The 21,895-nt window shown below is 39.2% G+C and carries 19 protein-coding genes, 1 tRNA gene, 3 pseudogenes and 1 CRISPR repeat array (1 of these 24 cut by a window edge); of the genes and pseudogenes, 12 read left to right on the forward strand and 11 right to left on the reverse strand.

Features of this window, described 5'->3' with window-relative positions; all coding sequences use genetic code 11:
• Window positions 1-278: direct repeats of the CRISPR family, unit length 33 nt; unit sequence GTTACACCTTGTATAGGTGTATGGATTGAAATA; it begins 748 nt to the left of the window's first position.
• Window positions 279-472: 194 nt separating this feature from the next.
• Window positions 473-2,105: pseudogene (locus tag EEJ45_RS00310) on the reverse strand (IS1634 family transposase).
• A 188-nt stretch (window positions 2,106-2,293) separates the two neighbouring features.
• Between EEJ45_RS00310 and EEJ45_RS18980 the strand changes: the two are divergent.
• Window positions 2,294-2,434 (forward strand): annotated as a pseudogene (locus tag EEJ45_RS18980) (HNH endonuclease); the annotation flags it as partial.
• Window positions 2,435-2,671: 237 nt separating this feature from the next.
• Here EEJ45_RS18980 and EEJ45_RS00320 read toward each other — a convergent pair.
• The gene (locus EEJ45_RS00320) at window positions 2,672-3,775 is read right to left on the reverse strand and encodes a DNA cytosine methyltransferase (protein WP_124562796.1); all 1,104 of its coding nucleotides are present in this window, start codon (window positions 3,773-3,775) and stop codon (window positions 2,672-2,674) included.
• Window positions 3,776-3,808: 33 nt separating this feature from the next.
• Window positions 3,809-4,915, reverse strand: a complete 1,107-nt coding sequence (locus EEJ45_RS00325) for a DNA cytosine methyltransferase (protein ID WP_245999767.1) — start codon at window positions 4,913-4,915, stop codon at window positions 3,809-3,811.
• Between the two features lie 278 nt (window positions 4,916-5,193).
• Here EEJ45_RS00325 and EEJ45_RS00330 point away from each other — a divergent pair, with 278 nt between their 5' ends.
• The 3 genes from EEJ45_RS00330 to EEJ45_RS00340 all read left to right on the forward strand — a co-directional run bounded on the left by EEJ45_RS00330 (window position 5,194) and on the right by EEJ45_RS00340 (window position 8,553).
• A complete protein-coding gene (locus EEJ45_RS00330) occupies window positions 5,194-6,741 on the forward strand; it encodes an AAA family ATPase (protein ID WP_124562798.1) in 1,548 nt (515 codons plus the stop codon).
• Window positions 6,738-8,003: an LlaJI family restriction endonuclease gene (locus EEJ45_RS00335; RefSeq protein ID WP_124562799.1), complete on the forward strand. Its 1,266-nt coding sequence runs from the start codon at window positions 6,738-6,740 to the stop codon at window positions 8,001-8,003. Before EEJ45_RS00330 ends, EEJ45_RS00335 begins: the two co-directional genes overlap by 4 nt.
• Before the next feature lie 379 nt (window positions 8,004-8,382).
• Window positions 8,383-8,553, forward strand: a complete 171-nt coding sequence (locus EEJ45_RS00340; RefSeq protein ID WP_187695338.1) for a hypothetical protein — start codon at window positions 8,383-8,385, stop codon at window positions 8,551-8,553.
• 35 nt (window positions 8,554-8,588) lie between these two features.
• Here EEJ45_RS00340 and EEJ45_RS00345 read toward each other — a convergent pair.
• The 5 genes and pseudogenes from EEJ45_RS00345 to EEJ45_RS00365 all read right to left on the reverse strand — a co-directional run.
• Window positions 8,589-9,420: pseudogene (locus tag EEJ45_RS00345) on the reverse strand (IS3 family transposase); the annotation flags it as partial.
• Between the two features lie 85 nt (window positions 9,421-9,505).
• Entirely contained in the window at window positions 9,506-9,724 is a 219-nt protein-coding gene (locus EEJ45_RS00350) for a hypothetical protein (RefSeq protein ID WP_124562800.1), read from the reverse strand.
• A gap of 260 nt (window positions 9,725-9,984) precedes the next feature.
• On the reverse strand, window positions 9,985-10,497 hold the full coding sequence (locus tag EEJ45_RS00355) for a tyrosine-type recombinase/integrase (RefSeq protein ID WP_245999769.1): 513 nt from the start codon (window positions 10,495-10,497) through the stop codon (window positions 9,985-9,987).
• Window positions 10,498-10,614: 117 nt separating this feature from the next.
• Window positions 10,615-10,687 (reverse strand) — tRNA-Val (locus tag EEJ45_RS00360).
• A gap of 80 nt (window positions 10,688-10,767) precedes the next feature.
• Entirely contained in the window at window positions 10,768-11,301 is a 534-nt protein-coding gene (locus EEJ45_RS00365; RefSeq protein WP_245999771.1) for a ferritin-like domain-containing protein, read from the reverse strand.
• 175 nt (window positions 11,302-11,476) lie between these two features.
• On the opposite strand from EEJ45_RS00365, the gene EEJ45_RS00370 reads away from it, so the two are divergent.
• A complete protein-coding gene (locus tag EEJ45_RS00370) occupies window positions 11,477-11,836 on the forward strand; it encodes a hypothetical protein (protein WP_124562801.1) in 360 nt (119 codons plus the stop codon).
• 14 nt (window positions 11,837-11,850) lie between these two features.
• Here EEJ45_RS00370 and EEJ45_RS00375 read toward each other — a convergent pair whose 3' ends face one another.
• Window positions 11,851-12,078 carry a hypothetical protein gene (locus EEJ45_RS00375; RefSeq protein WP_245999772.1) on the reverse strand — a complete coding sequence of 76 codons (228 nt, stop codon included), beginning with the start codon at window positions 12,076-12,078 and terminating at the stop codon, window positions 11,851-11,853.
• A gap of 466 nt (window positions 12,079-12,544) precedes the next feature.
• On the opposite strand from EEJ45_RS00375, the gene EEJ45_RS00380 reads away from it, so the two are divergent.
• From EEJ45_RS00380 to EEJ45_RS00400, 5 genes are all read left to right on the forward strand, one after another.
• Window positions 12,545-13,762: a D-alanyl-D-alanine carboxypeptidase family protein gene (locus EEJ45_RS00380; RefSeq protein ID WP_124562802.1), complete on the forward strand. Its 1,218-nt coding sequence runs from the start codon at window positions 12,545-12,547 to the stop codon at window positions 13,760-13,762.
• A 548-nt stretch (window positions 13,763-14,310) separates the two neighbouring features.
• Complete coding sequence (locus EEJ45_RS00385; RefSeq protein WP_164464153.1) at window positions 14,311-15,015, forward strand: DUF4047 domain-containing protein; 705 nt, start codon at window positions 14,311-14,313, stop codon at window positions 15,013-15,015.
• On the forward strand, window positions 15,012-15,572 hold the full coding sequence (gene sipW, locus EEJ45_RS00390; protein ID WP_124562804.1) for a signal peptidase I SipW: 561 nt from the start codon (window positions 15,012-15,014) through the stop codon (window positions 15,570-15,572). The genes EEJ45_RS00385 and sipW overlap by 4 nt, the downstream gene beginning before the upstream one ends.
• 52 nt (window positions 15,573-15,624) lie before the next feature.
• Window positions 15,625-16,227 (forward strand): TasA family protein, encoded by a 603-nt coding sequence (locus tag EEJ45_RS00395; RefSeq protein WP_124562805.1) that lies wholly within the window; start codon window positions 15,625-15,627, stop codon window positions 16,225-16,227.
• 69 nt (window positions 16,228-16,296) lie between these two features.
• Window positions 16,297-16,893: an LPXTG cell wall anchor domain-containing protein gene (locus EEJ45_RS00400; RefSeq protein ID WP_164464154.1), complete on the forward strand. Its 597-nt coding sequence runs from the start codon at window positions 16,297-16,299 to the stop codon at window positions 16,891-16,893.
• An 11-nt stretch (window positions 16,894-16,904) separates the two neighbouring features.
• Here EEJ45_RS00400 and EEJ45_RS00405 read toward each other — a convergent pair whose 3' ends face one another.
• Both EEJ45_RS00405 and EEJ45_RS00410 read right to left on the reverse strand, forming a co-directional pair.
• Complete coding sequence (locus tag EEJ45_RS00405; RefSeq protein WP_124563182.1) at window positions 16,905-17,228, reverse strand: helix-turn-helix domain-containing protein; 324 nt, start codon at window positions 17,226-17,228, stop codon at window positions 16,905-16,907.
• Window positions 17,229-17,313: 85 nt separating this feature from the next.
• Entirely contained in the window at window positions 17,314-17,433 is a 120-nt protein-coding gene (locus tag EEJ45_RS00410) for an anti-repressor SinI family protein (RefSeq protein WP_124562807.1), read from the reverse strand.
• Between the two features lie 402 nt (window positions 17,434-17,835).
• Between EEJ45_RS00410 and EEJ45_RS00415 the strand changes: the two genes are divergently transcribed.
• Both EEJ45_RS00415 and EEJ45_RS00420 read left to right on the forward strand, forming a co-directional pair.
• Window positions 17,836-20,154, forward strand: coding sequence for an immune inhibitor A domain-containing protein (locus EEJ45_RS00415; protein WP_124563183.1), 2,319 nt, complete (start codon window positions 17,836-17,838; stop codon window positions 20,152-20,154).
• 203 nt (window positions 20,155-20,357) lie between these two features.
• The gene (locus EEJ45_RS00420) at window positions 20,358-21,719 is read left to right on the forward strand and encodes an aldehyde dehydrogenase (RefSeq protein WP_124562808.1); all 1,362 of its coding nucleotides are present in this window, start codon (window positions 20,358-20,360) and stop codon (window positions 21,717-21,719) included.
• Window positions 21,720-21,895: the final 176 nt, after the last annotated feature.

Below are 21,895 nucleotides of genomic sequence, written 5' to 3' on the forward strand. Positions count from 1 at the left end.
GTATGGATTGAAATAGTTACAGCTCTATAAAGTCAGGAATTATTGCTGTTACACCTTGTATAGGTGTATGGATTGAAATAAGAAGCTCCATTAAGTTTGCATCTTCTTCATTCGTTACACCTTGTATAGGTGTATGGATTGAAATATATTTTCTGAAACAAAAACAAAAGAACCGTAGTGTTACACCTTGTATAGGTGTATGGATTGAAATAAAGAGACTTTTAAAGCATCTAACTTTGTTGCTAGTTACACCTTGTATAGGTGTATGGATTGAAATAGTTTTACCCACATAATTGTGCTCTGCGTCAAACGTTACACCTTGTATCAGGCGTGTTGATTAACTTACATTTCGCACCCTAGCTGAGTGAAAATGCCATCTTTTTTGCCTTTTTTTTCGAACAGGCAGGCGGTTTCAACACCTGTAGCCGTGACGCGATTCCTTTTTTCGCCACGGCTGTTTCTCATGGTTCATCTATACGTAAATGCTCTCCGTAAATCCAAGGGACTCTAACACACGGCGCTGTTCATACGTGAGCGGCTGGGCAAATTGACGATGCCTGGACCCATCCGGCAGGGTAAACTCGACCACCTGCACGTACCGAAATAATTGAAAGATCGCTTGCCCGGTCGGCCGCGTCAACGTTCGGCCGCTGGGCGGTAATGTGCTGGCGCAGCCGGCGCTGAAACACTCGGTATACGGCGAGGGCCAAAAGAAACAGATAGCCCATTACCCGGATCCTTTCCGCCTTTTTCAAATAGATTTCATCCGTATAAAAGGGATCTTTCAGGAAAGAGAAATTCATTTCCACGTTGATTTGCCCTTTGTACTGCTCCAGGATCGTCTGGCTGTCCATGATTTCGCCATGAAGTTCGACCGGAACCGTGGTCACCAGCACGAAGCGTGAGGCTTTTCGTTTTGCACGCTGGAACGCTTCCTCATCGGGAGTGATGGTGAGCTGCACGCTATATTCCGTCACCAGTTCCGGCTGTGCGCCCGCCTTTGGTCGCCCTCGTTTCCGTTTGGACACCTCGCTGACCTGAATGGACGACACCGTATGAAACCGGGAAACGGTCTCCTGTGTCCATTGTTTGATGGCCAGTTCGGCATCTTCCCGGCAATGAAACGGCGTGCCGGAAAAGGAGGCTTGCGCTCCTTCAAGGAACGTGCGTTCCTGTTCCCGTTTCTGTTGAAGGTTTTTTTCCTTTTTGCGGTCCAGTGCGCTCGACTCCACGACAATCAGGCGGACATCGTGCCCATAGTAATCGGCGGTCGTTTCAAACAGGCGATAGACTGCGCCTTGTTTACTTGTCGCAAATGAAATCGGCTGCGACCAGGGGGCGTCGGGCTGATCGGCATCGGTCAGTGCCTGTTTGACAATCTTGAGCTGATTCGGGCCGCGTGTAATGAGATAGCCGTTCGCAGCTTTTGCTTCCTGGAGCGTACGCTGAGTCATGGCAGCGGAATCTGCCACATAGATAAACGAGCTGAGATCCACACTCGCAAATTGCCCATGGAGTTTCTTCAGGACATCTGGGTTCCATTCCTTATCGGACGTGTTTCCGTCATGAACATCGGCATACAACGGGATGCCGTCCTCGTTTCCGATTAAGCCAAATTGAATTTGTTTGGCACCTCTTCGGTCGCGGCTGTATCCTTTCGTGATGTTCAGCACCTTACTTGGGGAATCGTAGGCAACATACAGCGACTTACTGATTGTATCGCCATGAAACACACGCATGGGGATGTTTTCATGTTTATAGGTATTCAGAAGAAACGTGGACACGATTTCATGGATGCCTGCATCGTGAAGCCTATCCAAATGGCGGGCAATGGCATCATCATTGAAATGAGAAGCCTGAACGCCTTCGCGCAACAACTTCGGCAGATCGATACGACCGGCCCATTCTTCAAGATGAACAAGAGCCTGCCTGCCGCTGAGAATATCGAGCAGGAGAAGCTGGACGATATCTCCCGGACGAGTCTGGCACTGGGAATTGACCGGGACGAGCTGATCGATGAGTTCGCTGAGTTTTAGTTCTTTCATAATCGCGCTTATCATATTTAAGTAAGAAGCTTGATAGATGGCATTCATTTGAATATTCATGGTGTTCGCTCCTTTGAAGGTGGTTTCTCCAAAGAATTCGACACCGTTTAAAAAATCCCTATTTTTTGTTTTTAAGGTTGCGAAATGTGAGTTAGAAAGAAGATTCTTAACGCCTACAATGCTACTTGTGCTATTAATGGAACCAGAGTTAAAGAAGTGTTGCAGATGAAGGGAATGGTTGTGTAAACAACGGAATATTAATGTCTGCAAATCATCATTTATTATTTGACGCGGGGCTCTTGAGTATTGAAGAAGATTACACTGTTAGGGTTACTCCAGAACTTGAGGAAGAAACATGGTATAAGGAACTGATAGAGAAAAATACCTGAAAAATAATATTGCCAGTGAAGAAAGGTATTGGCCTAATCCAGAATATATTAGAAGGAGAAAGGAAACTCAAAAAGATTGAGTCGAAGTAACCTGTTGAACAGGACATATCTATTAAAACAATATTAGACATTAGGAAAAATAAAAGTTATCCTTATTCTAAAGGGGGGTACATAATAGTAATAAAAAGCAAAGATGGTCTAGGCAATGTCAATTAATGCCTGAACCATCTTTTATTTCTAAAGATCAAGTTGTAATTGCTTAAAATCTAATGAGGAATTACTCTTTTTTCTTCTTTTTGAAAAGTATTGATTTTTAATTTCTTCAGCAATAACCTTCACAAATAAAGGAGGTACAGCATTACCAATTTGGCGCCACTGTTCTTTGAAATCACCCATGAATTCATACTCGTCATCAAATGTTTGAATACGTTTAATTTCAGCAATTCTTAGGAAGCGATTCTTCCAGTGAAAAGGCCCCATGTTATTGGAGAAACTTGCCTGTATAGTCCAAGAAGGACGGTCTGGTGAGAGTTTTAGCAAGAATGACCAATAGCGAGAACGCCACTTGAATTTTGGCTCAGGATGACCCCTTTCAGCTGTGAAATATAGATAATTATCTCCAGGTGGAACTTCTCTTAATAAATCTTTATGTTTGGAACCTGCCTGCATTTGTTCGTCTTCAGGTAAATCGTAATCGAGATCCCCTATTACTTGTCCACATGTAATCCATGGCTTTTTGTTCTTGTCCCGAATTGGATCAAATTTTTCTGGAATATAGTGGGTAGGTGCAGGGAATTCAAAAGGTTCACCAACATCTTTCCTTACACCTACGCAAATAAAACGTTCGCGGGTTTGAGGAACCCCGTATTCAGCCGTGTTAAATACATCCCATGTAATGTAGTAGCCAAGTGTTTCTGCTCGTTCTTTTAATAAATCAAAAGCCGCTTGATGCGGTTTAAAGATAAACCCATGAACGTTTTCGAAGAAGAATATTTTTGGCTGAAGTTCTTCTAGGGCTCTAAAGTATTCGTGTAAAGTAAAAGCATTTTCATCTTCTAACGCTCTTTTCTTTTCTGTACGGTAAAATCTTGACTTAGAATAGGCAGGGCAAGGGGGACCACCCACTAAACAGTCTATTTCATCTACGTTTAATTTTTCAAATAGTCCTTTAAAGTCAATTTCACGGACATCTTTACACTCTACAACTCCACCTACTTCATTATGTTCAAGAGTTTGGCACGCTACCTCTACCACATCAGTAGAATATAAAATGTTAAAACCTGCCTTTTTAAATCCTAAATCAATACCTCCCCCACCAGAGAAGAGACTTATTACGTTCATTTAATTTACTTCCTCCCTAAATAAAAGTTAGGTCTATGCATATGTTATTTTAGGTTTGGTTTCACTAGCGGGTTCCATTCCTATGCTGTCCCTATCAAGCAAGCTGTCCTTTAAGAACTCAATCATAGCTTTACCCATCAATGGAGGAACGGCATTTCCGATTTGACGTTGAATAGAACGTCTGCTTCCGTAAAACTTGTATCCCTTTGGGAAAGTTTGGATTGCAGCAATTTCAGGAACCCTTAACCTTCGGGATGTCCAATGAAAAGGACCGACCCAAGGTCCTGGTTGCGCTGTAATAGTCCATGACGGTTGATCAGGTGATAATTTCAATAGGAAATTCCAGAAACGCTTATCTGCAACAAACTTAGGGTTTGGATAACCAGCCCATGCAGTAAGGGCCTTGTAGTTCATTCCAGGAGGAACTTCTAATAAATCTTCATGATATGTCCCGCCTTCAGTGACTTCTTCCCGCTCAAAATACTCGGCTGTATCAAACTCTGAAATGACCTCTCCAACAGTCACGTAAGGTTTTAAATCTGATCCGAACAAGTCTTCCCCTTTGCCATGGGTGATTTTAGGTTCCTCTGCCTTAAAAACGCCCTTAGTTCCTATGATAAATAGGCGTTTTCTTTTTTGAGGAACACCATAATTGAGAGCATTAGCGCGAACAATTTTATGTTTATAACCAGCTTCTTCTATAATTTGTATAAAGGTATCAACAATCACTTTATTTGTCGGGTGCAGGAGACTTTCTACATTTTCAAAAACAAAGCCATCAGGAGATAAATCTGTGACTACCCGTAAAAATTCATTGACTAAATCTGCTCTTGGATCATTTATCCCTTTACGAATCTTGTTGGTAACCCAATAGCCATTTTTGGAAAACGGTTGACATGGTGCGCCACCGATAACAATGAATTCCTCATCTTCTTTAATCCCTGACATCTCTTTTATCTGTTCACTTGAATACTCACTTAAATTACCACAGATAGCAGTAGTGCCCTCGAATTCTGGATTCATATTTAATGTTTTAATACAATCTTCTTCGATATCAATACTAAATGCTACTGGAATACCAGCCATAAAGCTAGCAATGTCAAGACCACCTGCTCCAGAAAATAAGCTTATTGCTTTCATAATAGGCATCAGACTCCTATATTAAAATTAAGTTCTTTAATCTATATAATACCAAACGTTAGCTCTTATTCAAGTATTAAATACTGAATTGGGCTTTTAATTATAACATATGTTTTTTATAACTGCGATGGAAAGGAATGTATTTGATAGGAATGTGCTGTATTGTAAATTCAAGATTATTGTTGATTGAGTAGATTTATCTTTGTAAAATTAATCTAAAATGTAAATAACATGAATAGGGTTGACAGAAATGAGCCTAAAGAAAGGTGGGATTAGCTATGACAGATAGTATTTATTATCAAGCAAACTCAGATGGGTCAGTAGCAATTGGTCCACAGCCGGAAGGGCCTAATAAAGCAGAAATAATTCAAACATTGGTACAGGCGCTTTCTATTAACGGCTGGAATATTGATCACGAAAATGTATCTAAGCAGCCTTATGTATTTAATATCAGTGCAAAGGAGCGTTTTATTGATGTTTACATTTACTGTTGGAGAATATCAAATGGGGGAAGAGCATCAAGACCCTATGAACAAAGAATACAGATTGGTAAAGCTGGGGAGGAAGGTTTTTTAATTGATAACAGTGCCAGCCCATTTAAAAAGGGACTTTTACTAGGCATGTATAAAAAGGATGGGGAAGCACCTATTATTGTGGCATGGGAAACAGAAAAGAACCGTCATCATGGTGCTTCAAAATCATGCTTTGTTGATATTAGAACTATTGCACAGGCAATGAGGGATGGTTTTGTCCAAACAAGAGATACCGATGGAAATTTAATATGCGCTTTCAAAAAAGAATTTCTAAATTTTTATATAGTGAATTTAAAAAATCTACATAACATAGAATTTTCTCTGGAAAATCAAGCTGTTGACTACACCCCTACCGATGGAAATGGAAATAATGTAGAAGAAGCGGCTGAAGAGACCTATAATACCTTACAAAAGGGAATCAATAAAATAATATATGGTGCACCTGGAGTAGGAAAAAGTTACCGTTTAGGGACGGCCAATATGCGTGTAACATTCCATCCCGAATATACATATTTCGATTTTGTTGGGGGCCTTAAACCCTCTAAAAATGATAGTGGAGAAATCTCTTATGATTTTGTGCCGGGGCCTTTTTTGCGTGCTTTAAAAAGGGCTTATGATTATCCAAGAGAAATGCATACTTTAGTTATTGAAGAGATTAACCGAGCGAATACGGCGGCAGTATTCGGTGATATATTTCAGCTATTAGATAGAGATGAAAATGGCTGGAGTGAATACTTCATTGAAAACAAGGAGATTCTGGATTATTTAAATAGCAACAGGCAAGAGGATAAAATCGCTGAGGTTCGTATTCCCGGAAACTTAAATTTATTTGCAACAATGAATAGTGCTGATCAAGGCGTATTTGTTATGGATTCAGCCTTCAAGCGTCGCTGGGAATTTGAATACATCAGCATCTCATTTGTTGGTGCAACACATGCTCAAGAGCATTTAACATACGCTGGTTATAAAATTACATGGAGGGATTTTGCTACTACAGTTAATGGACATCTTGCTTCCGCTTTAGGTGTAAATGAAGACAAGCTTATAGGCCCCTATTTTCTCAAGAAGGAGGAGTTAGCGGATACCAATAAAATTGCTTCTAAATTACTCATTTACTTATGGGATGATGTAGTTCGTCATCAACGCGAGGAGTTATTCAAACAAGAATATAATACCTTTTCGAGTGTTTCAGAAGACTTTGCTACAGGACAGAAGAGAATCTTTGTTGAGGAATTAGAACAAATGTTGTACCAGAGACGTGATGTATCTGAAGAAGTAAGTGAAGAAGAATGAACAACCTGCATTTTTTTGTTGATTATGAATGGAAGCAAAACGATAGTATAGAAATTCCCTTGGTATTTTACGAAAGAGGTTTGTGTGAGAAAGCAAGAAGCGGATTGATTCGTTTTAAGGTGACTGGGATTATTGAGTATTATGATGACCTTTTTATTGTGCTACCTAAAGGAACAGATTTGAGTATTTATCATAGTGAGTCAGAAAAAAAGAAAGTAGCTCGTTTATTATATAAAGTCTTAAGCAAGTATTCCAAGGTTAATTCGTTAGATCAGGATGAGAGGTACTGGTTAGGAGATAATGAATCGACCGAGGTTTTTGAGATAGTGCAATGGCTTTTTGAAGATTATCGACAAAATGGCTTAATTCATACTCAAAGAAGGAGCGAACAAATAAACGGTAAGGGGAGGATTGACTGGTCAAAGACCTTAAGTAAGCAGACTCCTGTTTTCATTAAAAAGAAATTGTTTTATCTAGATTTAATAACTTCTAAAAATGATTTAGTAAGTGACCCAGATGTCACTCTTATCCACGCTTTCGTTTTAAAAGAAGCTACTAAAAGGTTTGGTTGGTTGTATAATTTTGATTTTGAGTTTAGTTTCGATAGCATTCCGTATAATCTGAAGCAAATGCAATACAAGTTACAAAAAGCGCTAAGTAATACTTATGTAGATAGAGAAATGGTCCTTTTAAAAAAACTTTTGTCTTATTTAAAACAGGTATCAAACGAGAAAAAATCAGATAATTTGAGTTTTTTGGTTACCCCCTTTTTTAATAACATATGGGAAAAAATCTGTGCAAATTTTGTAGGAGACGTGCCAGCATTGCATGCTATGATTCCTAATCCATATTGGGTATTTGAAAAGCAATTGTATAGAACGGCGCAAATACCTGATATCTTGTTTCAAATAGACCATTCAATCATAATTTTTGATGCAAAATATTATCGGATTAAAGCTGGACTAGATAAGTTGCCAGGATGGGGGGATATTGTTAAACAGCTATTTTATGCTTTATCAATGAAAAAAGGCTTTAATGAAGTTTTTAATGTTTTCTTGTTTCCAGATACTCGTGCTAACGTTTTTGAATTTCTTGGCTACGCAAGCGTTGAGAACAGAGAAGATGAATTTGGAGAAGTACTGGCCTTTGGAATAGATATAGAAACAGCTATGAAATTCTATGTTAATGAGTTAAGTGTAGAAAAGCGGATAGAGTTTTTGAAAAAGCTAATAAAGGAACTTCAATCACGTAAACAAATATAATTATTGTACCTAATACAGTACATGTTGAGTGCATTTCACAGATAGTTTTAGAAAATGACTGAGTAGACTTAAAGTCCTTTAACCTTTGTGAATTTGTAATAAATTTTAATGCCTTTATTTTTGGTTACTTCAATTTGTTTTTTGATGGTAGTTGGTTTTACTTGTTGAGTGACTCTCTACCATCAATTTTTTATTTCCGCCTTTTCAATTCCTAACTGTTGTAGTTTATCTTGAATCATATTCACGAAGTCATCGTACTCCTCTTTCGAAATGTCCTGATTTAGGAGGAGGGTGGATAAAAATTAAAACTGAGTTTTCTGGAAAAAACTGTGCCTTATAAGATTTCAAGAATTATAATTTTTGTTAGGGATGATACTAAATGAGTGAAATGGTAATACCAAAATTAGAACCAAAATCACGTTCAAGGGAATATAACAGCTATAAAGAACATTTGAGAGATAAAATTGTTTATGAGTATCTTTTTAATTCTGAAAGTCACCGTTCATTAGATGAATTGGTTTTAGGTAAGCGCCAAATACTCCCCACCTAGAATGAACTGGCCCCAAAAAGTTAGACACGGGCGTGTCAGGCAGCCTCCTGTGCATGAGTCCGGTATTGGACCGGACTCATGCCCTTTAATTTTGCCTTAATCCTTTTATGATTGTAATAGTAAATATACTATCCAGTTCCTGTTTGAAGTGGTCTATGCTTTCAAACTCTCTATGGTAGAGAAACTCACTCTTCATTAGGCCAAAGAAGTTTTCCATGACGGCATTGTCCAGACAATTGCCCTTCCGGGACATACTCTGTTGAATGTGTCGATCCTTCAATGCCGTTTGATACTGAGCCATCTGGTAGTGCCAACCTTGGTCGGAATGGAGGGTGAGAGAGTGCTCTTTTGGAAGACGCTCAAGAGCCATGTCCAACATTCCTGAGACGAGCTCGTACACGGGACGAGACTTCACATTGTAAGCAATAATCTCGCCGTTGTACAGGTCCAGAACGGGAGAGAGAGTTTCTCACCATGAAGTTGGAACTCTGTCACATCCGTTACCCACTTCTCATTTGGCTTTGTGGCAGTAAAATCACGTGCCAAGAGGTTTGGGGCAACCTTGCCCACATTCCCTCGATAAGAACGGTATTTCTTCATCCGTACCAGGCTTTTCAGGCCCATCTCGTTCATGAGACGAAGCACAGTCTTATGGTTATAGGTATAGCCACGGTTGCGCAATTCCAGTGTAATGCGTCGATAGCCATAACGACCCTGATGTTCCTCAAAAATCTGGCAAATCACTTCCTTAACCTCACTATACTTGTCCTCGCGTCCCATTTGTTTCACCCAATAATAATAGGTACTGCGCGCCATGTCAGCGACCTTCACAAGATCGATGACCTGAAACTCATGCCTGAACCCATAGAAAAAACACCTCCAAGTTAGTTATCGGTATGAAATACCCGTTTTTAAACTTAAAGGTGTTTTTTATTTGTCCCACTCTATGGGGTCAGTCCCGTTTTTTATTTATAGAATCAAGTTTTACTTCTATCCTGTCCAAACGTTTATTAATGTTCTCAAACTCTTGTTGTACTCCTTGTATTTCCTGTTTCATTTCTTGTTGAATTCCTTGTATTCCTCGTATTTCCTGTTTTATTTCTTGCATCATCTCTTTCATCTTTTCCATTGTTTCTAGCAAAAGTTCAGAAGCTTGTCTTTTAATTTTCATCAACTCCTATTACCTATATTACTGAATTATATCATGTATAGAATGCTTTAGAATGTGATTTAAACAAAATGAGTAGTGCAGTTATGTAAGAATATAAATTTATTTCACTTGTACGTCTTAACAAATTTGAAAAATTTATGTCTGTTTTCCTGCTAGATGTTGTTTAAGGTTTGTAAGAAAGAAATTTAAAATATGAAAAGGTGGGTAATGGTAAACAAAAAAAGAACTTAATTGGTTCATCCCCAACTTATGGTGATGAACTATAAAGTTTGATATTTAAAGTCAATATCGTTCCACTTCAAAGAACATAATTCAGATTGTCGTAACCCTGTACCAAGCAAAACAACAATAATAGAATAATCTCGATAAGAATAAAACGCTTTTTCCCTTTGTTTAATTCGTCTATAATAGTTCAGCATTTGTTTAATGTGGTAATCAGTAAACACATCAATACGAATGTCTTCACGTGCTTTAGGTATTTTTTTAGCAGGATTAATCCTAATTACTTCACATTCAATCATATAATTCAGAAAGGCACGAACACGCTGTAACTTGGAATTTGTTGTGGTTGCATTGTTTCCTTTCTTTTGATAGTACAGGATGTATTGCTTCATAATACTTGCGGTAATATCTTCAACATTAATAACATCATGTTCTGAACAGAACCTCTCAAACTGTTTTAAAATGTCCCTATAACTTTGTAAGGTTTTAGGCGTAACATTTTTAAATTCTCGGTCGTCCAAAAAGTCAATAATAGCAAATTTTAATAACAAAAAACCACCTCACATATTTGTGAAGTGGTTTTCGTTTAGTCATATCAGTTCCATAATGACCATAACATTTTTAACTGTTAAGAAACACCTTAAAACCCCTGATATGACTGAAAGTAATGATCCCGACTGGGTTCGAACCAGCGACCTCCACCCTGTCAAGGTGGCGCTCTCCCTGCTGAGCTACAGGATCATGAGTAGCTCTATTGTAGCAAGGTTTTAGCGCTTACACAAGAGTTTATTTTACATATAGAAACATTTTATTAAAGCATGTTATTGATATTGCTGTAAGCCTCTTTTAAATGCGGCCAGATGGTTTTGCGAAGCTGCGCCTAGTTGTTTCATTACAGCTGTCACATCACTAGGAAGGCTTAAAGACGCTAGTTTGTTGTACATAGCGATATTATCTATTTCTCCATCAACACCTGCTTGAAAAGCTTCTTTTAGTGAACTTGGTGTTGTTATGTATTGTTTAGCATTGTCTTGCGGGATCTCTATCTTGTATGTAGTGAACAAAGACAGTAAAGCAGAGATATGTCTTTGTTCGGCTGCTTTAATCTGCGTGAAGGGCTGAATAGCACCAAATTTTTGAATGATTTTTTCATATCTTGCTTGTGCTAGATATTCATCTTGAATGGCATACGTTAAAGCTTCTTGTAACGTAATCCAAGTATCCTGAAGAGCGCCTTTTGCACCAAAATCTTTTGGGAGTTCGGTTTGTGCTGAGATTTTTGAAACATGTAGCATCAAAAAAAGGGTAAGAAACAGTATTGTGAATACGATGTTCTTGGTGAGAGTGAAATTCATGTAACAATCTCCTTTCAGTGAAATCATAACAATTCTTATTGTGTTCAAACGTATATAAAACATACAAAGTTTAGTCATGAGGTACATCAAATTGGAATCATGGGTGCGTATTTAACGAGAAGGACTTTTCGCTCTTCTCCCGAATACCTACCATGTAAATGGAAAGGAGAATTTCATGTACAAATCACTATTAATCTGTCTGCTGCTTCTGCCGCTATTTGGCTGCAATCAAACTGAACTTGTCCGCATTGATTACGAAGGCAATGCGGCAGGTATGATTACTGAATCCCATCAACTAAACGAGGTAGCAGACTTATTTGAATCAATTGAGTGGACGACCTCAGACTTTAAGGCGACAAAGCCCTATGATATCCAAGCTACACTGTTTTACCGTGAGAATCCGAATATGCCGGAGCGGCTAAAAGCATACCAAATTTGGTTTTATGAAAAAGAGGCACAGGTTGTTGGAGAGAAAGCGGGGTACGGTGTGTTAGATGAAAAGCAGGCAGAGCGGCTACGACAGCTGCTGAAATAGTAAAAGCGAACGATTTATTCTTCTTCGTTCGCTTTTTGTTCCTCAATAAAGCGCAGTAGGCTTTCAGTCGCTTCTTCTTCCGTGACCTCGGTTGTAGCGCCCATGAAGCTCCAACCCATTGATTCTGTCCATTTTGTAAATTCAGCCAAAAATTCGTTATGGCTAATATCAACATCCATAATAGAGCCGTTAATTAAGATATTTGTATTCTTCGGGATTCGCATTTTAAATGTTCTTCGCATCGCATTCATCCTGTCTCATGATATAGTCATTTCTTATACGTGAGTTCATTCAAACCTTAACAAATGCATACGCGCAAGTCTATAAAAATATTCAAAAATACACAGGAAAAAATTACATCTCTAAAGGGTTTTATATATTAATCTTCTCATCGTCCATCTGTTCACACAACGTGTTCTCTTCGCAAGTTCTGACGTTATACCTTGTCTACTTTTCTTTTTCATCCCAAACAGATAGCAATAAACCGATCTATATTTCTATTGAGAGGAAAAATATAAAAATATTAAGATTTTATAATAAAATACCCGTTTTAGTCTCCCGAACCCTTTCCAGTTATGTTATAGTGGTACATGGTAAATGAAAATGAAATGTCGTATTTTTTAAATAAATGAGAACGTTTGCGCACGTGGGTGCATGAATAAAAGGAAAGCAGGGGAGTTTCCGCATTGAAGTAAAGGAGAGAGCTAGATGAAGAGAGGTATTGTTTTATTGATGGGGCTATTGCTTATGACATCGACTGCATATGCAAGTCAGCCGACAATTACCGGACAATATGCAGTGTCAATTGATGCAAAGACAGGAGATATCCTCTTTGATAAAAACGCCCATCAACGTGCATTTCCAGCCAGTATGACAAAGGTGTTGACTGGAATTTTACTGCTTGAGCACACAAAGCCAGGCGATCGCATTGCGTTTTCACCAAAGGCTTTAGCTGAAGAAAAAAGCAATTATCAAATTGAGTTTCAGCCTGGAGAGACAGTGGACCGCGATACAGCGCTGATGATTTTGATGGTGCTGAGTGCAAATGATATGTCATATGCAATTGCGGAGCATGTTTCCGGCAGCGTAGAAGCTTTTGCGCAGCTGATGAACGAGAAAGCACAAGAGCTTGGTGCGAAGGAGAGTCACTTTGTGACGCCAAATGGCTTACATGATCCAAATCATTACACAACGCCATATGATATGGCAATGATTGGGCGCGAGGCATTGCGTTATCCGGAGTTGTTGCATGCGATGAGAACGCAGCGCACAACGGTCACAACATCCAATCAAACCGTTTCTATTTTTAATAAAGCAAAGTTTTTTAGTGATTCTCAATGTGTAGGTGCAAAAACCGGGTTTACAGATCAAGCTCGCAATACGCTTGTGAAAATTGATCGCCAGGGTGAAAATGAAATTGTGAATGTTGTCATGGCGTCTCACAATCCGGCTATTTATGAAGATATGCGCTTAATCGCAAATTACGCATTTCCCCAGTTTGCCAAGCAAAGTGTGTTAGATCAGCAAACGTGGACGCAGCAGGTTTCGTATTTAGACAAGCCTGTATCGCTTGAACTAAAACAAGGGTATGAGCTGTCTCTTAAGCAAGGAGAAGGTAAAAATGTGGAAGCAGTATTTCAGCCGTTTGAGTTTAATGCAGATAAATTATATAAAGAAGGAATTCACAAAGGTGAAGTGCTAGGGCAGGTTGAACTACGTAAAAATGGACAAACGGTGGGCAAAGTAGAAGCAGTATCTAAAGAGGATGTAGCATTTGAAAAGCCAATCATTAAAACGGTAGCTGAGAAGACGGAAGCTCACCCCATTTGGGTCGTGTTTGTCGGTGCGGGAATTCTGCTTTTGACATTTGTAGCAATTGTGGCAATTCGAGGCAGAAAAAGAAGAGTGGTTGTATACAGGAGATGAGTGCAGTGCACCCATCTCTTTTTTTAGCAGAGAAGGGGCTTAAATACATCTGGATGCAAAACAATAAGAGCTTTCAGATTTTATTGCACGGCCACCTGTAATGTTACTCTTCGATTTTTAGGTATTGTATGGTGAGATGCGATTTGATGTTGCAACACATACTTTGAAAGTCTAGGGTAGCTTGTAGTTTATGTATGGCTACAGCACAGTTAAATACGCTATACTTTTTTAACGTTGCTGTCGCTTGTTCTAGTAATGGTGTAAAAGATTCTTTTTGTGGTAGTGTGTAAACTGTTATTTCCGCTGCTTCTTGACTACCTCTGGAAAGCTGTCCATCCGTAAAGGGAATTAACAAGGAACTTTAATAACACCAGGTGTATTAAAATAAAGTGGAAGATGATTTGGATTTGTAAATAACTTCTAAATGAAATATTTACATTTTTCGCTTAAATTCTACTTTCATTTCTCTGCAATGTTCATTATAATGTAAATATAAGTTCTTTATAAAGAACAAATAGCAGATGCAATTTGATGAAGGGGGATGGAAAATGAGCAAAACCCCATCACGAGTTGGAGCAAAAGCTACGATGCTCGTGTGCATGTTCTCACTGACCTGTTATGCAGGCTCAACGGTTGTATCAGATACAGCTGCTTTTTTTACAAGCGTGGAAGAGCGAGCTGGAAAGATGACAAGCGCCTTTGTATTTCCTGAAACAATGGAGGCTCTAGTAAAAGAGGTCCATAGTCTAGGTGATGTAACACTTACTGATTACAACAGTATGTTAGCAACCCCTACTGAGGGTACATTGGCAGAAGTAGAGATGAAGCTTAAGGAAGTCATTCAAAAGCAAAAAATGATTGCAGCGAATCAAATTACTTTGCGAAAGAAGCTAGAAGAAGCGGAAGATTATTTTGAACGAGCGAAGCAAGAGCCACAAGTCATTGATTCACGTGATCGCATTGTGAAAGTAATAGATTATGTAAAGCCTGCTTATGTAGAAATTCGTCGTGTACATAATGATGTGAAGGCAAAAGTAGATATAAAAAAAATGCAAGCGTTACGAAACAAGTTAGAAAAGAGAATAAAAGAATTAAAAGAAAAGCCAAAACCTCGTCAAGAGGAACAAATACAATCAAATAATACTGAAAATTCTAAAGAATTAGAGGGTTCTAAACTCAAAGCACAGCCAATTAGCTCATCAGATGCTCTTCAAGAAGGTAGTGCATCAAAGGCGGAGGGAGAAACACAATGAAGCGTGCCATTTCGTTAATCAGCCGTGTGATCACAATTGTGATGTTTTCGTGCATGCTACTTTTTGCTTATCTTGCTATTTCATCCAAGTTCACAGGCGGTAAACCAAACGTGTTCGGATATGAAATCAAAACGGTGTTATCCGGATCCATGGAGCCAGCCTTCTATACAGGATCCATCATCGCCATCAAGCCAGTTCAGTCTGGTACAACCTATAAACCAGGCGATGTTATCACTTATAAATTGCAAGATGGTACATTGGTTACGCACCGCGTGAAAGAAGTGAATGCGGCCGGAGAAGAGGTAATGTATGTAACCAAGGGAGATGCCAATGATGCTGCGGATTCAGAGCCGGTTTCTCACAAAAATGTCGTCGGGTCTTACACAGGCTTTACGATTCCTTATGTGGGATATGCCGCGGATTACGCACGCTCTAAAACGGGGTCAGCATTATTGTTGATTGTACCCGGCATTTTACTCTTATTTTATGCAGCAATTAGTATTTTTGATGCGCTGCGTCAAATCGACAACAAAGAACCTGCAGATTTATCACAGTAACATCTCTTATCTATTAAGAGTGCTATATAAAAACATTAGGGGGAGTACTAAAATGAGTTTGAAACAAAAACTGGGCATGGGCGTTGCGTCCGCAGCTCTTGGTCTATCTTTAATCGGAGGCGGAACTGTTGCATACTTTAGCGATAAAGTAGAAACAACAAACACATTTGCTGCTGGAACACTAGATTTAAGCGTAGATCCAGAAGTAATCATCGATGTTGATAAAATTAAGCCAGGCGATGAAATGGAGCGCGCATTCCAACTGGTTAACAAAGGTACATTGAAAATTAAAGATGTAAATCTAATCTCTAACTACGAAGTTATCGATGCGAAAGGTGACAACGACGGCGCGGACTTCGGTGAGCATATTAAAGTGGAGTTCTTATGGAACTTAGATAAAGGTACACAACCTGTATTTGAAACAACTTTAGCAGAGCTAAAGGCAGCAACAGTTGAAGGCAAAGGTATCGATCTAGTAGATAAAGGTGTTGTAAAATACGAAGGTCAAGGTCTTGCGCCTGGTAAAGATGACACATTCTATGTAAAGTTTAGCTTCGTTGACAATCAAGAAGACCAAAACGTGTTCCAAGGCGACCAGCTAAAATTGAACTGGACGTTCAATGCAACACAAGGTAAACCAAATCCTGAAAAGTAATAAAACAGCAGAAGGCGGGCATTTGTCCGCCTTCTTTTTACAAACATAAAGTGAAAGGTGGCGATGTATATGCGAACAATAGGGTATATATTGCTTATTTATATCTTTATCACAATATATCCTGTTATCGGTAGAGCAGAGTCGGCTTCAAAAAAAGAAATTGATATTTCTCAGCTTGCCCCAAGTTTATCTGTGCCAACAGATAATATGCAACCAGGGGATGAGGTCAGTAATAGCTTTATTTTAAAAAATGATGGAAATAAGAAATTGATGTATTCGTTAACCGCAAAGCTCGTCAGCGGGGATGCATTATTGTTTACTGGCTTAGAAATTGTAGTAACACAAGGTAAGGAAGAATTGTATCGAGGTAGCCTGCGCGATCTTCAAGTAAAACGGATACTTGCTGTTAATGGCGAGGAGATAATTTCATATACTGTCTCATTTCCTTATGAATTGGGAAATGAATATCAAGGTCTACAAGCAAATGTCCAGTTTTTAACACAAGCGACAGAAGCTCCTAATACACCTACAGAAGAGAAACCACCAGTGGTAATATTGCCAGATGTTTTACCTAATACAGGATTGGGATACACGAATGTACTTCTGTTAGGTTTTCTGTGTGCAGGAACTAGCGCTTATATGTATAGAAAGCAAAAAAGCAGCTAATTCGCTGCTTTTTATTTCTTCTCTGCACGCCATTTATTAAACTCCAGAAACTCACGGAACTGCTCTTTAGATACACCAGAGTTCATAGCGTCTTTAACTAGTTGTGTCCATTCGGAATCTAAATCTTGTTCTTCAAATGATTTGTCGTACAGTAGAGAATCTAATGGTACACGCAACACAGATGAAATTTTTTCTAAGAACTGAATAGACGGATTTTGTTGTAAATTTCTCTCGATTGAGCTTATATACGATTTGGCAACTCCTGCTTTTTCTGCCAATTCCGTTAATGAAATGCCGCGCTGTAGACGCAGTCTTTTAATACGTTCGCCGATCATCATTTAAACGCACCTTTCCTAAATAGTACAGCTCGATAAAAAATTATAACACATGACTCGGAAAGTTGATAAGAATACTTTGCATTTATTGTGTGTGGGACTCCAGAAAGATACGAATTTCTTGCGGATCTATTCCCAAGTCTAATGCCATTACTATCAAGTCAATCCATTCGTTATCGAGTACATTCGCCGACTTAATTTCCAATTCAAATCGTCTCCTTCATTATATAATATAATTATATAAAAACATAGAAAAAATATTGCTTTCTAAGCGATTTTATTCGTTTTTATGAATGATTTTATACTGTAATAGCGAACAATCAGATGTGACGTTTAATATATTAAAAATTCAGAAAAAATATACTTTTATTTATTTTTGTACATTCTACATAATTTGTCAAGTATTTATATAACACTCCAGTAATTTACAATAAAATACAAAAAAATTACATTTGTATTAAAAATGTTACATTATAGATTTGAATATTGAAAATTTATAGAAAATTTTATATTTTCATATTGTTAGACATAAAAAGAAGCAAGGAGAGGATGCCAGTTGAAAAAGAACACACCGTTCAAAGTTTTGTCAGCTCTTGCAGTGACAACAATGCTCAGCTGCACGTTCGGTTTTGGAGGGGCGGCGCAAGCAGCTAACGCAGTTGGGGAATCAAGTCCGATTGATCATCACCTGATTCAAGAAGAACGCTTAATTAAAGCATTAAAAGATCGCGGTGTTATCAGTAAAAACGCGAGTCAAAAAGATGCTTTGAAGGCAGCAGAAAAATATGTGGATAAAAAGCGCGGAGAAAAGCCATCTACGGTAACATCTGCTGAAGTATCTGCATTTGTTAACCAAGTGAAAGCTGCGAATGAAAAAGCGAAAGAAAAAGCAAAAAAATCACTTAGCAATGCATCAAAATCACCAGTTGCTGGTCCAGGCAAAGATGGATTAATTCCAACCAAACCTGCGAAGCAAGCAGATTACAATGGTGCTGTTCGCACAGATAAAGTTCTTGTATTGTTAGCAGAATTTGCTGATTACAAGCACAATAATATTGATCAAGAGCAAGGTTATATGTGGTCTGAGGACTTCAGTCAGGAGCACTACGAAAAAATGCTGTTTGGTGATGAAGAGTTTGAATTGTTTGATGGTTCAAAAGTGCAAACCTTTAAGCAGTATTATGAAGAGCAATCTGGCGGTAGCTACACAGTAGATGGAACTGTTACACCTTGGCTTACAGTACCTGGTACAGCGAAGGAATACGGCGACGATGATCCAGAAGGCGGACACGATAATCTAGATCCGAAAAATCCTCGCGATTTTGTCAAGGATGCATTGAACGCTGCAGTTGCGTCTGGTATCGACTTAGCGGAATTTGACCAGTTCGACCAATATGATCTTGATGGTGATGGCAACCAAAACGAGCCGGATGGCTTAATTGATCACTTGATGGTTGTACACGCCGGTGTTGGACAAGAAGCGGGCGGCGGTAAACTTGGCGACGACGCAATTTGGTCTCACCGCTGGACAGTAGGTAACTCACCTTATAGAATCAATGGAACAACTGCAAAAGTTCCTTACTGGGGTGGTAAAATTGCAGCATTCGATTACACAATTGAGCCAGAAGATGGCGCTGTTGGTGTATTCGCGCATGAATATGGTCATGATTTAGGTCTTCCAGATGAGTATGACACGCAGTACAGCGGTCAAGGTGAGCCTGTACAGTCTTGGTCTATTATGAGTGGCGGTAGCTGGGCTGGTAAAATTGCCGGTACACAGCCAACAAGCTTCTCTCCGCAAAATAAAGAGTTCTTCCAAAAAACCATTGGAGGCAACTGGGCTAACATTCTAGAAATAAACTATGCAGACCTTAAAAAGCCAGGCTTCTTCTCCTACCTGGATCAAAGTGTTACAAAATCTAAAAATCCTGGTATCATCCGCGTGAACTTACCGGATAAAGAAGTAAAGGGCATTGCGCCAGGATTTGGTCAAAAGTATTACTACAGCCAAAAAGGTGATGACCTTCATACGACGTTGACGACACCTGTGTTCGATTTAACGAATGCAACTTCTGCTACATTTGACTACAAAGCATGGTATGAAGTTGAATTTGATTACGATTATGTACATGTAAATGTAGTAGACGAGGCAGGTAATGTTCTGAAACAAGATATTGATGTGATTGGTGACGAAAACACTGAAAATGGGCTTGAAACCTCTAAAGGATTATGGGTAGACAAGTCTTATGATTTGAGCGAATTTGCTGGCAAGAAAGTAAAGCTTACGTTCGATTACGTAACTGACGGCGGTTTGGCACCTAACGGCTTTGCAATGGATAACTTAACTTTGACAGTGAATGGACAAGTTGCATTTACTGATGATGCAGAAGGCGATGCAAAAGTAGCTTTAGATGGTTTCGTTGTTTCCAACGGCCTTGAAAAGAAAAAACACTACTACTACTTGGAGTGGAGAAACTATGCAGGTGCTGACGTAGCGCTTCAATACGGCCGCGGTCCTGTATATAACACAGGTATGGTAGTATGGTATGCAGATGACAGCTACCTAGATAACTGGGTTGGTAAGCATCCAGGCGAAGGCTTCCTAGGTGTAGTAGACTCTCACCCTGAAGCAATTGTAGGTACATTAAATGGCAAGCCGTCTGTTGCACAAAGCACACGCTTCCAAATCGCGGACGCTGCGTTCTCTTACGACAGAACACCAGCTTGGTACGTGAACTCTCCAACACGTGGTATCTTTGATTACAAAGGTCTGCCTGGTGTGACGAAGTTCGATGATTCTAAATCTTACATGAATGCATTGATTCCTGATGCAGGACGTAAAGTACCAAAGTATGGTCTATCTTTCCGCGTAATTGGCGAAGCAAAAGACAATTCTGCAGGTGCAATCTTGATTGAAAAGAAATAACAATAAAATCGCTACGGAAGCATTCCGTAGCGATTTTTTGTTTACAATATAATAAAGAAAAAACGTAAAAACAAAAAGCTTGTAACGCTAATATATATTAAGTTTTTATGCAAACGTAAAGAGATTGACAGGACGTAGGAAGAATGGCATAGTAAAAGAAAGTTAATGTTCGAATGTTTAAACATAAAGACGGAGGGTTGTATATGATACAAGAGCTAATTGCACAGCAACGAGCATATTATCATAGTGGGCAAACACGTGCGTTGCCAATTCGTTTGTTGCAGCTGCAAAAACTATATGATGGTATTCAAACATATGAAACAAAAATTTTAGATGCCTTAAAGCAAGATTTAAATAAATCACAATTCGAAGCGTATGTAACAGAGATTGGATACACTCTAAAAGAAATTTCTTTTGTGAAAAAGCACTTGGGGCGCTGGATGAAGCCGCAAAAGGTGAAAGGAACACTACTGCAGGCAGGGGGAAAAGGGCGAATTGTACCTGAGCCCTATGGTGTTACGCTCATTATTGCACCCTGGAATTATCCGTTTCAATTGGCAATGGCTCCTCTGATTGGTGCGATTGCAGCTGGAAATACAGCGATCGTGAAGCCATCTGAGCTTACACCTCATGTATCTGCTGTGATTGCAGAACTGCTGCGCGAAGTATACGCTGAGGAATACATTGCAGTCGTAGAGGGAGGGGTAGAAATAAGTACAGAATTACTAGCGCAGCCATTTGATCATATCTTCTTCACCGGTAGCGTGGCCGTTGGTAAAATTGTAATGGAAGCAGCTGCGAAACGCTTAACGCCTGTGACCTTAGAGCTCGGCGGAAAAAGTCCGTGTATTGTTCATGATGATGCTAACTTAGAAGTAGCGGCACGCCGTATTGTCTGGGGAAAATTTGTCAATGCTGGCCAAACATGTGTGGCACCGGACTACGTGTATGTACACAAGCATGTTAAAGACAAGTTAATTGCGCTTATAAGGGAAGAAATACAAAAGCAATATGCAAATCCGTTGCAGGGTGAGGGATATGTGCGTATTGTTAGTGAGCGGCATTTTCAACGCTTAGCTTCATTTTTAACAAATGGTAATGTACTTGCAGGCGGCAAAGTCAATCAAGAGAAGTTAATTATCGAACCAACGCTACTAGGAAATGTAACGTGGGATGACGCAGTGATGCAAGAGGAGATTTTTGGACCGATTTTACCAATGTTTGAGTATGAAGATTTAGATCGTGTAATCCAAACCATATTGCAGCATCCCAAACCTCTCGCATTATATGCGTTCACAGAAAGTAAGCGTGTAGAAGACGAGATTGTCACACGTATTTCCTACGGTGGTGGCTGTATCAATGACACCATTTTTCATCTTGGTTCGCCATACTTGCCGTTTGGCGGGGTCGGAGAAAGTGGCATGGGCAGCTATCACGGTGAATATAGCTTCCGCGCATTTTCTCATTATAAAAGCGTGTTGCGTCAATCGAGCAAGTTTGATTTGAAATTTCGTTATTATCCGAGTGAAAGTGCTTTAAAATTCATTCGAAAATTGTTAAAATAAAAAAGGTTATAAGCGTATTGTATATCCCCTTCGTATGAAGGGGGTTTTTTATTAATTATAAGACTCTGTTAAAGTTCGTTGTTGATTTCCGTTACGGGGTTGCTTTCCGCGGACAATCAGGGAACCTCCTCAGCGCTATACGCCTGCGGAGGCTCTCTCATTCTCATTAACAAGTG

Origin of the sequence: Ectobacillus antri (genome assembly GCF_003852715.1) — a bacterium.
Taxonomy (GTDB): Bacteria; Bacillota; Bacilli; order Bacillales; family Bacillaceae_G; genus Ectobacillus; species Ectobacillus antri.

Excerpts from the sequence above, each read along its gene's own strand:
- EEJ45_RS00320 (WP_124562796.1), bottom strand. The coding sequence starts at position 3,775 with ATGAACGTAATAAGTCTCTTCTCTGGTGGGGGAGGTATTGATTTAGGA.
- EEJ45_RS00325 (WP_245999767.1), bottom strand. The coding sequence starts at position 4,915 with ATGAAAGCAATAAGCTTATTTTCTGGAGCAGGTGGTCTTGACATTGCT.
- EEJ45_RS00330 (WP_124562798.1), top strand. The coding sequence starts at position 5,194 with ATGACAGATAGTATTTATTATCAAGCAAACTCAGATGGGTCAGTAGCA.
- EEJ45_RS00335 (WP_124562799.1), top strand. The coding sequence starts at position 6,738 with ATGAACAACCTGCATTTTTTTGTTGATTATGAATGGAAGCAAAACGAT.
- EEJ45_RS00340 (WP_187695338.1), top strand. The coding sequence starts at position 8,383 with ATGAGTGAAATGGTAATACCAAAATTAGAACCAAAATCACGTTCAAGG.
- EEJ45_RS00350 (WP_124562800.1), bottom strand. The coding sequence starts at position 9,724 with ATGAAAATTAAAAGACAAGCTTCTGAACTTTTGCTAGAAACAATGGAA.
- EEJ45_RS00365 (WP_245999771.1), bottom strand. The coding sequence starts at position 11,301 with ATGAATTTCACTCTCACCAAGAACATCGTATTCACAATACTGTTTCTT.
- EEJ45_RS00370 (WP_124562801.1), top strand. The coding sequence starts at position 11,477 with ATGTACAAATCACTATTAATCTGTCTGCTGCTTCTGCCGCTATTTGGC.
- EEJ45_RS00375 (WP_245999772.1), bottom strand. The coding sequence starts at position 12,078 with ATGCGAAGAACATTTAAAATGCGAATCCCGAAGAATACAAATATCTTA.
- EEJ45_RS00380 (WP_124562802.1), top strand. The coding sequence starts at position 12,545 with ATGAAGAGAGGTATTGTTTTATTGATGGGGCTATTGCTTATGACATCG.
- EEJ45_RS00385 (WP_164464153.1), top strand. The coding sequence starts at position 14,311 with ATGAGCAAAACCCCATCACGAGTTGGAGCAAAAGCTACGATGCTCGTG.
- sipW (WP_124562804.1), top strand. The coding sequence starts at position 15,012 with ATGAAGCGTGCCATTTCGTTAATCAGCCGTGTGATCACAATTGTGATG.
- EEJ45_RS00395 (WP_124562805.1), top strand. The coding sequence starts at position 15,625 with ATGAGTTTGAAACAAAAACTGGGCATGGGCGTTGCGTCCGCAGCTCTT.
- EEJ45_RS00400 (WP_164464154.1), top strand. The coding sequence starts at position 16,297 with ATGCGAACAATAGGGTATATATTGCTTATTTATATCTTTATCACAATA.
- EEJ45_RS00405 (WP_124563182.1), bottom strand. The coding sequence starts at position 17,228 with ATGATCGGCGAACGTATTAAAAGACTGCGTCTACAGCGCGGCATTTCA.
- EEJ45_RS00415 (WP_124563183.1), top strand. The coding sequence starts at position 17,836 with ATGCTCAGCTGCACGTTCGGTTTTGGAGGGGCGGCGCAAGCAGCTAAC.
- EEJ45_RS00420 (WP_124562808.1), top strand. The coding sequence starts at position 20,358 with ATGATACAAGAGCTAATTGCACAGCAACGAGCATATTATCATAGTGGG.